Below are 14898 nucleotides of genomic sequence, written 5' to 3' on the forward strand. Positions count from 1 at the left end.
CGAACAAAAAGGCCGAGGCCCTAACGGGGGCTCGGCCTTTGATTTTTTGCTGCGGTCTTTTTAGCGGGCTTTACGAACCGGCGCGAAGCGCCGCTTGCTGAACGACGGCCCGATACGACGGAACCGTTCCCGTTTGTGCTCTTCTTCGAAGTGCGCGAGCGACGGCTTGACCAGATCGCTGCGCGACACGATGCCCACCAGACGCATGCTGTTGCGATCGGCGACCACCGGCAGGCGTTCGAGCCCCAGCACGGCGAGCCGCGTCGCCACGAGCCGGCAGGTTTCGGATGACAAAGCAAACGCGGTGTTGTGTTGCGCGAACACGTCGGCGAGCGTCATCGCGCGGTTGCGTTCCGGGTCCTCGGCGCAGAAGCGTTCGAGCAACATGCGGTCGGCCACGCCGATGACCGCGCCGTCGCGCACCACCGGATACGCGCGGCGCAGCTGGTTCGCGCCGAACAGCGTCTGCAGCGTTGCGCCGACCGTCGTGGCGGCATCGACCGATTCGACCGAGGCGGTCATCACTTCGTCGACATAGTGGCGCTCGAGCGGATCGACGCCGTACTCGCGATAGATGTGATAGCCGCGTCGCGCGATTTTCTCGGTCATGATCGAGCGCCGCATCACGATCGTGCAGAAGCCGTGCGCGATCAGCGTTGCCGTCAGTAGGGGCAACAGCGCGTTGGCGTCGTGCGTGAGGCCGAACGCGAACACGATGGCCGTCAGCGGCGCGCCGAGCGTGGCACCAAGCGTCGCGGCCATGCAGACGAGCGGCCACAGCGCCGGTTCGCTGCCCGGGAGCCAATGCGCGAGCACCGTGCCGAGTCCGGCACCGAGCATCAGGAGCGGAGCGAGCACACCGCCCGACGTGCCCGAGCCGAGCGCGATGACCCACATCACCGCCTTCACGGCGAGCAGCACAAGGGCGACCTCCACCGCAATGTGCTGATGCAGCAGATCGCCGATCACGTCGTAACCGACGCCGAGCGCACGCGGTTCGAGCCAGCCGCCGATGCCGACGACGATGCCGCCGAGCGCTGGCCACCACATCCAGTGGATCGGCAGCTTGCCGAACAGGTCTTCCACCTTGTAGAGCGCGGCGGACAGGCCGGACGCCAGCGCGCCCGACAACACGCCGGCGACCGCGCACGACAGCAGCGACCAGCCATCGGGCGCGGCAGTCTGTAGCGGAAACAGCGGACCTGTACCGAAGAAAATCACGCGGGCGAAGCCAGCGACCGCGCACGCCACCGCGACTGGCAGGAAGCTGCGCGGCCGCCATTCGAACAGCAGCAGTTCGACCGCGAGCAGCACGGCCGCGAGCGGCGTGCCGAACACCGCGGTCATGCCGGCCGCCGCGCCCGCCACGAGCAGCGTCTTGCGTTCCGCCGACGTGACCTTCACGCACTGCGCGATCAGCGAGCCGAGCGCGCCGCCGGTCATGATAATCGGGCCTTCCGCGCCGAACGGCCCGCCGCTGCCGATCACGATGCCCGACGACAACGGCTTGAGCACCGCCACTTTCGGCGACATCTTGCTCTTGCCGAACAGGATCGCCTCGATCGCCTCGGGAATGCCGTGGCCGCGAATCTTTGCGGAGCCGAAGCGCGCCATCAGCCCGACGATCAAACCACCGATCACCGGCACGCCGATCACCCAAATGCCAAGCGTATTGGTGGCGGGCGAGCGGTCGACGAACGACAGCGTGCCGAAGAAAAACAGATTGGTGAACAGGCGAATCAGGTTCAGCAGAACAAAGGCGGCAACCGTGCTGACGAAACCGATGCCTGCGGCGAGCGCGAAGATGCCGGGCAGCCGTGCATTCGCCGCGAAGTCGCGTTTGTGGGAATCCATGCTCATGGTTAGTCGAGGTCGATTCGTGGAACCTGGAAGGAGCCTTCGAGCGATCTCAATTCGGCGCGATGCAGTTCCGCAAGCCGTTCGAGTACCCGTTCTCCCGCTCTTTCGATGTGTACTTCAACCTGGCGGCGATCGATCTCGCTGACCTGGCGGCGCACCAGATTCAGTGCCTCGCAGCGCGATACCAGCGCGACGACGCCGTGATGTTGCGCCTGCAGACGCTCCGCGAGTTCGCCGACGGTCGCCCAGTCGCGCTCCGGATAGCCCTTGATGTGCAGCAACAACAGGTATTGCAACGGCGTAATGCCCTCGCTTTGCGCGGCCTGCTCCGAGAAGCGCTCGAAGCGCCGCATCTGATAGCGAAACTGCGACAACTGCTCGAAATCGCTCTTAACGAGTTTGCGAGTCCGTACTTTCATGGAAAATCCGTCGATGCGAAGAAAACCGAAAATATATCACGTCATGAGGTATGTAAGCGAATTGCGGCCGTCGCAACGGCATCGTGCGGCAGGTCTCTTCGGTCTTTTAGTTGAAAATCAGGCCGCCTCGCGGGCTCGGGTGGCGGTTTGCCGATACAGGCCGGAGATCAGGTCCACCTGCGTGATCATGCCGACCACGCGGCCCGCGCGGTCGAGCACAGGGATGTGGTGATGGCCGAAGTTCGCGAACATCGGCACGAGTTCCGTGATCGGATCGGTGACGGCGACGGTGCAGACGTCGGTGGTCATCACGCTGCCGACGTTCGACGTGCGAAGCGCATCGCCGCGCAGCCAGCCGTCGAAGTAGTTGAGGATCGGACCGAGCGCGCCGAAGCTCCTTCTGTCGACGAAATCGGCGCGCGTGACGATGCCTAGCAGTTTCTGCGCCGCGTCGACGACCGGCAGCGCCTTCATGTTGTGGCGCTTGAACAACTGCCATGCGGCGGCGGCGCGCGTGCCCGGCGACACCGACACGAGGTGGCGCGACATCACGTCTTCGCAGCGCAGTTCGTCGAAGCTGCGCGAGAACGCCTGAAGCTGAGTTTCGCGCAGCAGCGAATAGAGGTCGTCGGTGTCGATGTCGAGCAGTTCGTCACGGCGCCCGAGCACGGCTTTGACGTCTTCGCGCGTGAAGCCGACGCGCGCGGCTTCGTCGGCGGCCTGGCTCGGCGTCGCACGGTCCTGGCGTCCCGCATGCGGATAACGGTGGCCGGTTGCCGCGTGATAGACGAGCGCCGCGAACAGCAGCGCGGCCGACTGGATCGCGATCGGTTCGAGCACGAAGCGGTAGCCGAGCGCATGAATGACCGGGCCGCCCAGCACCGCGGTCAACGCGACCGCGCCCGACGGCGGGTGCACGCAGCGCAGCGCGAACATGCCGGAGATCGACAGCGCCACCGCGAGGGCGGCCGCCAGCGTCGGATCGCCGATCAGCATCGCGCAGGTTACGCCGACCGTCGCGGACACGAGGTTGCCGCCGATGATCGACCATGGCTGCGCGAGCGGGCTCGCGGGCACCGCGAACAGCAACACGGCGGAAGCGCCCATCGGCGCGACGAGCAGCGGAATATTCGCGACGGGGCCGAGCAGCAGATACATCAGACCGCCGGTGAACGCGATGCCGAGCAGCGCGCCGAGGCACGAACGCGCACGCTCGTGCCATTTCACGGTGACCGGTGCGGGGAGAAAGCTGGCAAGCCAGCCGAGAGCAGGAGAGCGGGACAAGATAGGAGCAGAAAGTAGTCGATGATGCCGGGCCCGACATTACCGGGGAAACCCTGGCAACGCGAATACAGTCTGGTCATGATTATATTTCAATATGATATAAAAAGTTCTCCGCCCCTTGCGCGGCGCGCGGAATCCGTCGCATATCGCAGACAGTCGAGAACACGGCCGACGTGCTTCAGCATGGCCCTCGATCACCCCTCGGTGCGTTCCTTGTTTGTCACATCGTGATATAAAATGAAAGCAGACGGATTGGAAGCACCCGTTGGCCCGTTGCCTGATAGACCGATAAAGGAGCCATCATGATGATCACGTTTCAATCGACGGCGTCGCCGGATGTCGTCATGCTCAGGGATCTCGCACAATATCTGCTTGGTCTGATCGGCAAGCGGCTCGGCGCGCGGGGCGTTATCAGCCACGACGAACTGCCCCGCGCGATCGATCGGCTCGAAACCGCCATCACCGAAGACGCGGCCGCGGAAACGACCCTCGAAGCATTGCACTGCTCAACCAGTAATCAGCGCGAGTCGCGCAACCGGCTGTCGCAGCGCGCGTGGCCGTTTCTGGACATGATGCGTGCGGCGCGCGACTCGGACGCGGACATCATCTGGGGGCTGTAGTTGGTCGAGGGAATCGCGATGAAACAACTTGCGTCGCGTCGACTTTTCGCAATCCTCGTTATTTCGGTTTGCGCCGTTCCGCTTGCCTATGCGTTCTCACCCGCGCAGCAGACCGGCCGATACCCGCAGCCGGTGCGCGGCTCTTGCACCGCATCGTGCGGCACGGGGGTGCGAAGCAGTGTGATCGGCGTGTATGGCGGCACCATTGTCGACCAGTTGTCCAGCGGAGCGGTGGTGCTCGTGAGATGGCCGAACGGTTCGCCGCACGAGGCATGGACCGCTCGGTCGCATGGCTATGGTTTGCCCGTCGATCCCGCGGCAAACGCTGTTCATGTTTTCTTTCTGTGGCCTGAGTCGTAGCGCGGTGTTCCTGACCGCCGCGCCGAGCAACGGCTATTTCAGGGCAGGGATTCGGTGGCCGCCGAAACTCGCGAATAGTGTCTGTTTGACGGCGTTTCTGTAGGTATTTGCGTGCATCGGTGTCGCGCGGTATGTATCACGAACTGACATATAATTAATTGATCACGTGCCGCGCGGCGCAAGGAGGTTCTCATGTCGAGCTTCAAGCGCATTCTTCTCTGCTACGACGGAACTCGCGAAGGACAACACGCGTTGAAGGACGGTGCCGCTCTCGCGCAAGACCTGAACGCTGAAGTGCATCTGCTTTCCGTGCTCAACAATACGGCGTGGATGCAGGGCGCGGACATCACGTCCGCGGTGCCGATCGATTTCATCAACGAATCCGCCAAAACGCTGCTCGACGAGGGCTTACAGAAGCTCGCCGCACGCGGAATTCGCGCGACCGGTCATCTCGCGATCGGCGAACCACTCGATGAGATTCCGTTTTTCGCTAACGATCTGAAGGCCGATCTGGTCGTCGTCGGTCATCGTCGCAGTCATGGACTCGCGCGATGGTGGGGTGGCCGGCACGACGGGCTGCTGCTCGATCGCGTGACGTGCAGCGTGCTGGTGACGATGGGCGCGGCAACCGATGCGCCGGCCGCAGTCGCAGGCACGGGCGAGACCGCGCGGTCCGCCGAACATTCATGAGCGTCGTGTTGTGGGTTGAGTTGTGTTGTGTTGTGTTGCGTTGCGTTGCGTTGGCACGGAGGCACACCATGACAGACGTCGACGAATAGTTCAATCATCCCCAACCCGTCAAGCACAGCGATAACGAAAAGAGCAAGCTGCCGCAGCGCGCCGCCGATGCGCAGCGGCCGAAGAAAAAACCCGAAGGCGAGTAAACGCTAAAACGCTGCCAGCCCGAAAGCCTGGCAGCGTTTTCGTCATGCATGCAAGCCGCTGGCACAGGCGACCGACGTCACGTCAGACAATCAGAAGTCGGTGCTGACCGACAACAGGAACGTACGCGGTGCGCCCTGGGTCAGGTACGTCGTCGCGCCGTAGGCCGACACGGCTGACCAGTACGCCTTGTTCGTCACGTTCTGCACGGTGGCACGCAACGTCGTCCTCTTGCCGTAGATGGAGGTCTCGTAACGCGCCCCCAGGTCGAAGCGGTTCCACGACGGGATCGACAGCGTGTTGGCCGCGTTCGCTTGCTGCGCGCCGGTATGGATCCAGCGCGCGTTGACCGCGAGCCCCGGCACCATCGGAATGTCGTAATCGGCGCCCAGGTTGAACAGGAAAGTCGGCACGCCCACCGGACGGTTGCCGTCGTAGATTCCGCCTTGTGTGTTCTCGAGCGTCGCGTTCATTAGCGAAGCGCCGGCCAGCAGACGCAGGCCCTTGAGCGGCTCGCCGTGCACTTCTGCTTCAAGGCCGCGATGGCGTTCGTTACCGTTCAGGCCATAAATATGGGTGGCGGGGTCGGTGTATGCCGACGGCTGTTCGATCTGAAAAGCGGCAAACGACGCACCGAGCCTTTCGGTGTCGTACTTGACACCCACTTCCCACTGCTTCGTGCGGACCGGCGCCAGTTGTTGACCGTGGTTCAGCGTGCCCGCCGGCGCGATGCTGCCCGCGGCCAGCGCTTCGCTGCGGTTCGCGAAGATCGACACGTTCTGCGTCGGGCGCAGAACGAGGCCGAGCAGCGGCGTCGTGATGCCGTCGCTGTAGTTGCCGCTGCCGATGCCCGTGTTGTCGTAGTTGGCCGTCGCGATCTGCTGGCGACGCGCGCCGACCGTGAACAGCACCCGGTCATGCAGGAAGCCCAGCGTATCGGACGCGGACACGCTGCGGATCACCGTGGTGGCCGTCATGCCCGGATCGGCCAGGTTGCCGCCTGACATCGTCGTGGCCGGGTAAGGCGTCTGCACCGTGTTGTAGAGCGAGACCGGGCCCATGAAGGCGTAGGTCCACGCGGAGTTGGTGTTCTCGCTCGTGATGGCGCCGCCCGCCGCAACCATGTGCGACACCGGGCCAGTGTCGAAGCGGCCGCGCACGCCGACTTCGGCAGAGGTCGAATTCTGGTTGTACGGCACGCCGAGACGGGCACCGGTGACGCCGGTCGACGAATAGGTCGGCGAGTAGTACTCACCTTGCTCGACCGTGCGGCGCAGACCGCCGGTCGCATAAGCGGTCCAGCCCGGCAGGAAGTCGTATTCGGCCTTCAGGATGCCGACGGTGTCTTCGAGGTTCGTGTACGACCAGTTCTGCGCGTAGTTGTACGTTGCCGGCGGCACGGCAGGAATCGCGTCGGTGAAGTAGACGACCGGGCGGCCGTCGCTGACGTGCTCGCGCTGATACAGGAAGTCGCCGGACAGACGCAGCTTGTCGCCGCGCCAGTCGAGCGCGACGGCCGTGGTGTTGTCGCGGCGGTGTTCGCCGTCGATGCTCGTCTCGCCGTCGCGATTCGCCTGGTTCACGCGGATCCCGAACTGGCCTTCGCTGCCGAAGCGTCGGCCGACGTCCACATGCGCGCCGAACTCGCCGGAGCCGCTGGTTGCGAGTGTCACGTTGGCGGTGGGCGTGTCCTCCGCTCGCTTCAGCTGCACGTTCACGCCGCCGCCGATCGCCGAGCCCGTCGGCGAAGCACCGTTCAGGAACGCGTTGGCGCCCTTGAACACGTCGACCCGCTCGACCGCCGCGGTCGAGACCAACTGGCGCGGCGTAACGCCGTACAGACCGTTGATCGAGATGTCGTCGGCGTTGAGCTGGAAGCCGCGAATCACGAACACTTCCGAGAAGTTGCCGTAGCCGTACGCGGTTCGCACCGACGGGTCGTTTTCGACCACGTCCGCGAGCGTGCGCGCCTGCTGATCCTTGATCAGCCTGGCCGTGTAGGTCGTCATGCTGAACGGCATGTCGATGTTGCGCTGCTTGCCGAGTACGCCGTAGTCGGCGCCGCGCGCGACCTGGCCGCCCGCGTATGTCGGCGACAGGTCGCCGGGCAACTCTTCGGCGGCGGCCGCCTGAACCTTGATGGCGGGCAGCGTGCCGTCGGCGGCGGGGGCGGAGTCGGTGGATTGAGCGAACGCGCTGGCCGGGACACTGAAAGCGACGGCGATGGCGGCGAGGATGGTGGCGCGATGCAGAGTGGCTTCAGCAGGCGTGGCCTGCGGGCGATTCCAGCGTGAAACGGACATGAATTGGAAAGTAGGCGTGGTCGTCGATCTTCCGTCCCGGGGTGCTAGTTGAATCCGGGCGGCATTTTCCCCTGATTGCACGCGCGGACGATGCCATTTATGTAAGCAGTCCGAGTGCGAAACGAAAGGTTCGGCGGAATTATAGTGCAAATAGGAATCATTCCTATTGTGGGAATGCAACAATTTACAGAACTGATGGCAAAAGTGGATATTTGGATGACGTCGAGCCCGCCGCGACGCGCGGCTTTGACGCCGCCGCAATCGCGGTACAGTGCTTGCTATCCGCCTCGAGGTTTAATCGCAGGCCGCAATACATGCCACGAAATCCGAGTTCCTGCCAGAGGTGGAGCGCCCGAGAGGTCCAGCTATTGCACGACGTGCCGCGCGTGCTTGTCATCGACGACAACGAGAACGCCGCCCAAGCGCTTGCCACCTGGCTTTCCTACGAGGGCGTCGAGGCGCGCGCCGCGACCGGCTGCTCGGCGGCGCTGCACTGCGTGCGCAACTGGGTACCCGACGTCGTCGTGCTCGACATCATGATGCCGGAGCGCGACGGCTACGAAACGGCAAGCGCGCTGCGCCGCTATCTGGCGACGCACAGCCTCGGCATCGTCGCGTTTACGTCGCTAGACGAGGACCACGTGAGGCAAACCGGCCGCGAACGCCACAACTTCGACGGTTATTGTCAGAAGGGCACGGCGCCGGCCGCGCTGCTCGCACTGCTGCGAGGGTTGTGGCGCGGCTGGTGACGGGGCGCGCGTCGACCAAAACGCGGCGGCGTGGACATCGCTCCACACCGCCGCGCTTTTCAACCGCGCTCTTTAGTCGGACGCGGAACCCGCCGCGCTCAACCGCTCAGCTCTTTCGCGCGGTCTGTATCCAGCCGGCTTGCACGCCGAACTGCCCGATCTGTTTCGCGACTGCATCGGCGAGGCGCTTTGCATCGTCCGACACGCCCGCACGCTTCGTTTCGGTCACGCCGTGCAGGCCCGCGCCGGCCGCTGCCGCGGTCGCGACGGTGCCGGCCGCCGCGCCGACCCCGGCGGTTTCGACCATGCCGGGCATCTTGCCGCTGTCCGCGTTGGCCGTGAAGCTCTGCACGACACGCGGCGTGCCGCCCGCGGGCTGGTAGACGATCCGCACCGTGGTGCTCACCTCGCTCTTGCCCGCGCCCAAGCCGATCAGCGTGCGGCGGCGGCGACTGCCGGCGTCGATCGTCTCGAAGCTGCCTTGCACGAGCAGCACGTTCTGGCCGGCGGGCACCGGCGCGTCGGTGCGCACCGCGTGCAGACCCATCGCCTGCAGCTGATGGACGATCTCGTCGGCGACCTGCTCGCGCACCTGGGCGGCATCGGCAACCCGCTTCTGCGCGTCCGACGAGCCCGACATCTGCATCTTCAGTTTCTGCAGCATGCCGCCGTTGTCGAGCTTGACCTGCTGCGGATCGGCATCGAACGTGTAGACGTAGATGGTGTCCGGATGCATCGTCGATTGTGTGCCTGCGTCGGCCGTCGCGGACGTGCTCGTCGCGCTCAGATTCGTGACGCTGGCGCCGGCGCAGCCGCTCAGCAGCGCGCCGCCGCACACGAGTGCCATGCAGGTGAAACGGGCGGCGTTCTTTTTGATGAAGTTCACTGAAGTCAACATGATGATCCTGTGGTCGGCACGCGGTGCCAGTCTGTTCGAGTCCATCGCCGATGATCGGGCAACCGTGGGATCGTCGATCATCGGCGAAGGGATTCGCACGTGAAGCCTTTCGATCTCATGCGTCTGTGATTCGTCACGCACCGGCAGCGAACGAAGTATGGGTGAGCGCCTCGCCGAACTCCATTCGACAATTATTTCGAGCGATGTCACGGCGAAACGAAGGCGCGAAGCGCGGGCGCGCGCGCCGAAGCGCGACGCGAAACGGCAGGGGAGCGAGACGAAGAAGAGCGCGCGGACGTCGAGCCGCCGATCAGCTCAAAGCGAGCTTGACGATGCAACACAGGACGAACACTAGCAGGGCGGCGGCAATGGCCATGTCCAGCGGATAGCGCATTCCTTCACCCTGCCCTGACGTTGCGGAGCTCCTATCGTAATCACCTGACAGGAGATGAAAAGCGTCAGAGAAGCGCCAATGTGGGACAGGCAACGTAGTCCCGGAAAGCCGAGCGGGGCGGGGCTCCGGGAAACTCTTCCACCTATCGGCGAGATGCGGCGATGGCGCGGTCGCTCGATCGCGCTCGCATGCTCCGGCGCAAAGAAAAAGCGCCACGTGGCGCGGCGCTTTATTCGCAATTCGCGATGAAAATTTATTGCGGTTGCGCCGCTGGCTGACCCGGCGGCGTGCCATGCGGCGCCTTGTTCGCCGCCACGAGATCTTCGGCGAGACTCGTGCGTAACGTCGCGATCGCCTGCTCGGGATTGGCGGGCTTCAGCTGCTCGCGCGCGAGCGAGTCGTACACGTAGTGACGCAGCATCGGGTCCTGGGTCTTGTTCAGCACGTCGTGGTAGACGGCGACGATCTCGCCTTCATGACCGTTTAGCGCGTACAGACGGCGCAGTTGTTCGAGATCATTGATCACCGCGAAAGCTGGGCCCGGGTGACCCATCATCGGACCATGCCCCGGCGGTCCGTCGCCGCGCGGGCCGCCGTCGTGCATGGCGGTGGGCGGGGGCGGCGGCATGCCGTCGTCGGCGAGCGCGGCCGTCGCTATGATGCCAAGAACCGCGGCGACGGCCGCGCTGAAGAATGCTTTTCTCATGACGTCGCTCCCATCGAAAACAGCGCCGGCGCCACGATGGACCGGCTCCTCGCAACGATAGTCGACCCGCTGATTCGTCGGGTTACGAAAGCCATTCAGTAACTTTCCGAGCCTTTCGCGGCGCGCGGCTTAGCGGCGCGCGGCTCTGCAGCGCGGACCTCGAAGCGACGCAAGTTGCCGCGAACCGGTTTTCGCCAGGGTGAGTCCGCTGGCGCAACCCAGCCGGATAGCGCATGATTGCTCCGATGTGCCGTGCGACCCCAAAAGCATCTTGCTGTGGCGGTGCGCGCGGCACACGCAGCCGCCGGCATCGGCGTCGCGCCTGGTGCGGGCGGCGCAGAGGCGATGAGTCTTCAACCGCAAGGAGGATTTCGCATGGACCGACCCGATGCAGCCAATCCATTTGGCGATCTGACCAAAATGCTGGAGCAGTTCAAGCTCCCCGGCTTCGACGTGCCCGCCATCATGGAAGCGCGCCGAAAGGACATGGAAGCGCTAGTTCAGGCGAATCAGACAGCATTCCAGGGGATGCAGTCGCTCGCGCAGAAACAGGCCGACATGCTGCGCACCACGCTGGGCGAGCTACAGGCGCTGACTGCGCAACTCACGGCGGCCGGCACCGCGCCGTCGAGCAAAACCGCGGAGCTGATCCAGCAGAGCCTGCACAAATCGCTCGCCGACATGCAACAACTCGCACAAGCCGCGTATCAGACGCAGGCGGAGTCGTATGGGGTGATCGCGAAACGCGTGGAGGAGAACGTGCAGGAGTTGAAGTCGCTTCTTCAGCAACAGAAGACGTAGCGCACGCCGCGAGTTCCGGACGTTCTATGACGCGGAGGGCCGCCAGGCCCTCCGTTTTTTTGCCCGTCGGGATTTGTGTCGCAAGCCTCACGTAGTCAGAGGAATGCGGACTCCGCCCGCTCATTATTCGGCAGACGCTTACATCGATGAACAAGCGCTACTCACGTTCGCAACTTTTACGCGTGACGGCCGCAATTTCCCCAGTCGATCAGTTCTAAATGTCAGACGGAAAGCGAATAAGCGTCAAAGCATTGACGCCAAAAGGCTTTGCCCACGCTGATCAAACCTGGTCGAACGATTCAGGAACTCCGAACGGTTTCAATCGCGCCGCAAACGATTGCCGCGCGCCATTCCCCTGACTAAAGTTTCGCCTCGCCTTTCCGTAGACGCATTCACGCAGCCCAACCGGCGTGAAGGCAACCGGCTTAGCCGGTCAGGTGTGCGCCCCTAGTCTCGCGTTTGTGATCGGCTACATGCAGGTCGCGGCGTTTCACCTCGAAGGAATCTCTTGAAACCGATGCTTCTTACCCGCATTGCCTGCGCAATGCTAGGGGCAAGCTGCGCGTTGCCGTTCAGCGCGTACGCGACGCTCGGCCAGAACGCCAGCACCATCGACGGCGATCAGACGCGCCTGCATGCGGTTGCTCGCGCGGCCAGCGCACAGGGCGCGTATTCGGTGCACGCGCTGACGCTGCCGTCCGGCACCCGGGTGCGCGAATACGTGGCTGCCAACGGCATCGTGTTCGGCGTCGCGTGGGATGGCCCGACGCTGCCCGATCTGAAGGCGATGCTCGGCGCCTCCTTCGATGCCTACGTTGCGGCCAGCGCGGCGCGGCGCGGCGCGCCGCTCGCGGTCTCGAACAGTGATCTCGTGGTGTTCTCGAGCGGCCATCTGCGCGCGTTCACCGGCTACGCCTATCTGCCGCAGGCGGTGCCCGCGAGCGTCGACGTCAGCGTTATTCAATAACGGAGCGAATCATGCGATCCAGGTCTTCGTGGATGACTCTGCTGGGCGCGGCGCCCATCGTGGTTCTGGCGCTGCTGTTGAGCGCGTGCGGCGGCGGCGGCGGCGGAGGCGGCAGCGCGAGCACCACGGCCAATTCGAGCACCTCAAGCAACTCGAACGGTTCGGGCAGCTCGACCAGCTCGTCGGGTTCGACCGTGACCAACACGTCGCCGTCGCCGCAGGTGCTGGCCGCCAACGCGGTGCGCGTCACGGTCGACCCGGGCGTCAGCAACGTGCCGAACATGCCGTTCGTCAGCATCACGATCTGCGCGCCCGGCACCAGCAACTGCCAGACGATCGATCACGTGCTCGTCGATACCGGCTCTTGGGGCGTGCGCGTGTTCGCGTCGCAATTGCCCGCGTCGATGAGCCTGCCGCAGCAGAAGGACGGCTCGGGCAACCTGGTTGCCGAATGCATGCAGTTCTTCGACGGCTACACGTGGGGCGCGGTGAAGCTCGCCGATGTGCAGATCGCCGGCGAGAAAGCCGCTGCGCTGCCGATCCAGGTGATCGATCCGGGCTACGCGTCGCTGCCGGGCGATTGCGCGGCCGTCGGCGCGGGGCGCAATACGCCGGCCGCCTTGCAGGCGAACGGCATTCTCGGCATCGGCGTGTTCAAGCACGACTGCGGCGCGAACTGCGTGCAGCAGGCGATCCCCGCGACCTACTATGGTTGCGGCGGCACCGGTTGCACGTCGATACCGCTCGCGGAGACGTACCAGGTCGCCAATCCGGTGCCGTACTTCGCGACCGACAACAACGGCTCGATGCTCAGTCTGCCGACCGTGTCGGGCGGCGCGCCATCGGTGTCGGGGCAACTCGTGTTCGGCATCGGCACGCAGAGCAACAATGCGCTCGGCGGGGCGCAGGTGATCGGTGTGAGCCCGTCGAACGGCACGTTCACGACGGTGCAGAACGGCGCTACGTATACGCGCAGCATTATGGACAGCGGCTCGACGGGACTCTTCTTCCAGACCACCTTGATGCCGGCCTGCGCGAGCCCGAACAGCGCTTATTACTGCCCGAGCTCGACGCAGCAGTTGAGCGCGATGATCGAAGGCGTGAATGGCACGACGAGCGCGGTGACGTTCAACGTCGGCAATGCGATGTCGATCGCGCAGACTTATAGCGGCGACTCGGCATTGCCGCTGCTCGCGGGCCCGGCATTCGTCACGTCGACTGTGTTCGACTGGGGGCTGCCGTTCTTCTACGGTCGCAATGTCTATGCGGCGATCGAGCAGCAGTCGACGCCGGGTGGGAAGGGGCCTTATGTGGCGTACTGAAGTCGCGTACTGAAGTGGCGAACCGAGCGCGTGTAGCCGGTAGCTCGCGGCTCGATGATGAGCGTCATAAGCGCCCGTTGCCGGCTGGTCCGGCGGCGGGCTTTTTTATGCGCTTGTTGGCTCGCGGATGCCCCGCTTGTCGCGCTTGTCACCCGCTGCCGCGATCACGCGATGCACAAAGCGCAGCTTGTCGACCACCGGCGCGGCGAGCGTGAACGGATAGCCGTCGGGCAGGCCGAGACTGCGATTCAGACTGTTCAGCGCATACGTCAGCGGAAACCAGCGCTTCATCAGATTGCTGAAGCTCGCGTCCTCGACCGGCGTGCGGTCGGTCAGCGTCGGCTCGCTCGGATCGTCGGGCAGCAGCGCGAGTCCGTACGACGTCGACGTGTCGAGCACATCGACGATCAGCAGATAGTGCGCCCATGTCTCCGCCCAGTCTTCCCACGGATGCATCGTCGCGTAGGCGCTGATGTACGACGCCTGCCAGTCGGCTGGCGCGCCGTCGCGATAATAGGCGTTCAGCGCTTCGCCGTAGTCGGCCTGCTCGTCGCCGAATAGCATGCGAAACGGTTCGAGCCAGCGCGGCTCGTTTTCGATCAGGCGGCTGAAAAAGTAGTGGCCCGTTTCGTGGCGGAAGTGGCCGAGCAGCGTGCGGTACGGCTCGCCCATCGCGCTGCGCACGTTCTCGCGATGCGCGTCGTCGGCCTCGGCGATGTTCAGCGTGATCAGCCCGTTGTCGTGACCGGTCATCACGTGCTTGCCGTCGCCGCCGTCGGCGAGAAATTCGAAGGCGAGACCGCGCCCGGGGTCCGCGTCGCGCGATCGCACGTCGAGGCCAAGCTCGCCCAGCGTGTACAGCAGACGCCGCTTCGCGACTTCGAGCCGGTACCAGTAGAGCCGGTTTTCCGGTTCGCTCAGGTTCGGAATCGTGCGGGTCAACTGGCAGGCGTGGCACAGCGTGTCGGGTGAATCGGCCTGGATCATCCAGTTGCAGACGTTTTCGACCGCGTAGTTGTGGCATTGTCGAAACAGCGCGCCATTCGCCTCGGGATGCAGGCTGCGCCAGCGGCCGTCGCCGGCGTCCTCGAACGCGCTGATTTCCCGCAGTTCAGGCAGATAGCCGAGCAGCGACCCGCAGCGCTCGCAGCGGACGTTCTCGTAGAACACGAGTTGCGCGCAGCGATTGCAGTGGAAGGTTTTCATCGGGCGGGCCTTGTGATCGGTGCTATGTCGTTTGCGGTGATGAGCCATGATGGCGGCATCGTCAATGCGACAGCGGACGAAAGCCGGTCGCAATCTTCATGCCGCGATTGCCAGACGTCACCGCTTT

The 14898-nt window shown here is 64.4% G+C and carries 13 protein-coding genes; 6 read left to right on the forward strand and 7 right to left on the reverse strand.

The window, feature by feature from the left end; translation table 11 throughout:
• Positions 1–60 precede the first annotated feature (60 nt).
• The 3 genes from OKW44_RS15165 to OKW44_RS15175 form a co-directional block, all read right to left on the reverse strand.
• The gene (locus OKW44_RS15165) at positions 61–1860 is read right to left on the reverse strand and encodes a chloride channel protein (protein ID WP_026226365.1); all 1800 of its coding nucleotides are present in this window, start codon (positions 1858–1860) and stop codon (positions 61–63) included.
• Between the two features lie 2 nt (positions 1861–1862).
• Positions 1863–2279 carry a MarR family winged helix-turn-helix transcriptional regulator gene (locus tag OKW44_RS15170; RefSeq protein WP_018423544.1) on the reverse strand — a complete coding sequence of 139 codons (417 nt, stop codon included), beginning with the start codon at positions 2277–2279 and terminating at the stop codon, positions 1863–1865.
• 117 nt (positions 2280–2396) lie between these two features.
• Positions 2397–3563: an HPP family protein gene (locus OKW44_RS15175; protein ID WP_026226364.1), complete on the reverse strand. Its 1167-nt coding sequence runs from the start codon at positions 3561–3563 to the stop codon at positions 2397–2399.
• A 302-nt stretch (positions 3564–3865) separates the two neighbouring features.
• Here OKW44_RS15175 and OKW44_RS15180 point away from each other — a divergent pair, with 302 nt between their 5' ends.
• Both OKW44_RS15180 and OKW44_RS15185 read left to right on the forward strand, forming a co-directional pair.
• Entirely contained in the window at positions 3866–4183 is a 318-nt protein-coding gene (locus OKW44_RS15180) for a DUF1840 domain-containing protein (protein WP_018423542.1), read from the forward strand.
• A gap of 552 nt (positions 4184–4735) precedes the next feature.
• Entirely contained in the window at positions 4736–5233 is a 498-nt protein-coding gene (locus tag OKW44_RS15185) for a universal stress protein (protein WP_018423540.1), read from the forward strand.
• A 284-nt stretch (positions 5234–5517) separates the two neighbouring features.
• Here the strand turns inward: OKW44_RS15185 and OKW44_RS15190 are convergent, their stop codons facing one another.
• A complete protein-coding gene (locus OKW44_RS15190) occupies positions 5518–7728 on the reverse strand; it encodes a TonB-dependent receptor (protein ID WP_018423539.1) in 2211 nt (736 codons plus the stop codon).
• A 314-nt stretch (positions 7729–8042) separates the two neighbouring features.
• Between OKW44_RS15190 and OKW44_RS15195 the strand changes: the two genes are divergently transcribed.
• Positions 8043–8477 carry a response regulator gene (locus OKW44_RS15195; protein ID WP_051103862.1) on the forward strand — a complete coding sequence of 145 codons (435 nt, stop codon included), beginning with the start codon at positions 8043–8045 and terminating at the stop codon, positions 8475–8477.
• A gap of 106 nt (positions 8478–8583) precedes the next feature.
• Here the strand turns inward: OKW44_RS15195 and OKW44_RS15200 are convergent, their stop codons facing one another.
• Together OKW44_RS15200 and OKW44_RS15205 are read right to left on the reverse strand one after the other, a co-directional pair.
• On the reverse strand, positions 8584–9375 hold the full coding sequence (locus OKW44_RS15200; RefSeq protein ID WP_026226361.1) for a DUF4410 domain-containing protein: 792 nt from the start codon (positions 9373–9375) through the stop codon (positions 8584–8586).
• 647 nt (positions 9376–10022) lie between these two features.
• On the reverse strand, positions 10023–10475 hold the full coding sequence (locus OKW44_RS15205) for a hypothetical protein (RefSeq protein WP_018423534.1): 453 nt from the start codon (positions 10473–10475) through the stop codon (positions 10023–10025).
• Between the two features lie 375 nt (positions 10476–10850).
• Here OKW44_RS15205 and OKW44_RS15210 point away from each other — a divergent pair, with 375 nt between their 5' ends.
• From OKW44_RS15210 to OKW44_RS15220, 3 genes are all read left to right on the forward strand, one after another.
• Positions 10851–11276, forward strand: coding sequence for a phasin family protein (locus tag OKW44_RS15210; RefSeq protein WP_018423533.1), 426 nt, complete (start codon positions 10851–10853; stop codon positions 11274–11276).
• A gap of 517 nt (positions 11277–11793) precedes the next feature.
• Positions 11794–12243, forward strand: a complete 450-nt coding sequence (locus OKW44_RS15215; RefSeq protein WP_026226360.1) for a DUF2844 domain-containing protein — start codon at positions 11794–11796, stop codon at positions 12241–12243.
• A gap of 11 nt (positions 12244–12254) precedes the next feature.
• Positions 12255–13565, forward strand: a complete 1311-nt coding sequence (locus tag OKW44_RS15220; RefSeq protein ID WP_026226359.1) for a DUF3443 domain-containing protein — start codon at positions 12255–12257, stop codon at positions 13563–13565.
• 105 nt (positions 13566–13670) lie between these two features.
• Here OKW44_RS15220 and OKW44_RS15225 read toward each other — a convergent pair whose 3' ends face one another.
• Entirely contained in the window at positions 13671–14771 is a 1101-nt protein-coding gene (locus OKW44_RS15225) for a zinc-binding metallopeptidase family protein (RefSeq protein ID WP_018423530.1), read from the reverse strand.
• Positions 14772–14898: the final 127 nt, after the last annotated feature.

Origin of the sequence: Paraburkholderia lebeckiae (assembly GCF_050436325.1) — a bacterium.
GTDB lineage: Bacteria > Pseudomonadota > Gammaproteobacteria > Burkholderiales > Burkholderiaceae > Paraburkholderia > Paraburkholderia tuberum.

Coding starts and splice junctions, on each gene's coding strand:
- OKW44_RS15165 (WP_026226365.1), bottom strand. CDS start 1,860: ATGAGCATGGATTCCCACAAACGCGACTTCGCGGCGAATGCACGGCTG.
- OKW44_RS15170 (WP_018423544.1), bottom strand. CDS start 2,279: ATGAAAGTACGGACTCGCAAACTCGTTAAGAGCGATTTCGAGCAGTTG.
- OKW44_RS15180 (WP_018423542.1), top strand. CDS start 3,866: ATGATGATCACGTTTCAATCGACGGCGTCGCCGGATGTCGTCATGCTC.
- OKW44_RS15185 (WP_018423540.1), top strand. CDS start 4,736: ATGTCGAGCTTCAAGCGCATTCTTCTCTGCTACGACGGAACTCGCGAA.
- OKW44_RS15190 (WP_018423539.1), bottom strand. CDS start 7,728: ATGTCCGTTTCACGCTGGAATCGCCCGCAGGCCACGCCTGCTGAAGCC.
- OKW44_RS15195 (WP_051103862.1), top strand. CDS start 8,043: ATGCCACGAAATCCGAGTTCCTGCCAGAGGTGGAGCGCCCGAGAGGTC.
- OKW44_RS15200 (WP_026226361.1), bottom strand. CDS start 9,375: ATGTTGACTTCAGTGAACTTCATCAAAAAGAACGCCGCCCGTTTCACC.
- OKW44_RS15205 (WP_018423534.1), bottom strand. CDS start 10,475: ATGAGAAAAGCATTCTTCAGCGCGGCCGTCGCCGCGGTTCTTGGCATC.
- OKW44_RS15210 (WP_018423533.1), top strand. CDS start 10,851: ATGGACCGACCCGATGCAGCCAATCCATTTGGCGATCTGACCAAAATG.
- OKW44_RS15215 (WP_026226360.1), top strand. CDS start 11,794: ATGCTTCTTACCCGCATTGCCTGCGCAATGCTAGGGGCAAGCTGCGCG.
- OKW44_RS15220 (WP_026226359.1), top strand. CDS start 12,255: ATGCGATCCAGGTCTTCGTGGATGACTCTGCTGGGCGCGGCGCCCATC.
- OKW44_RS15225 (WP_018423530.1), bottom strand. CDS start 14,771: ATGAAAACCTTCCACTGCAATCGCTGCGCGCAACTCGTGTTCTACGAG.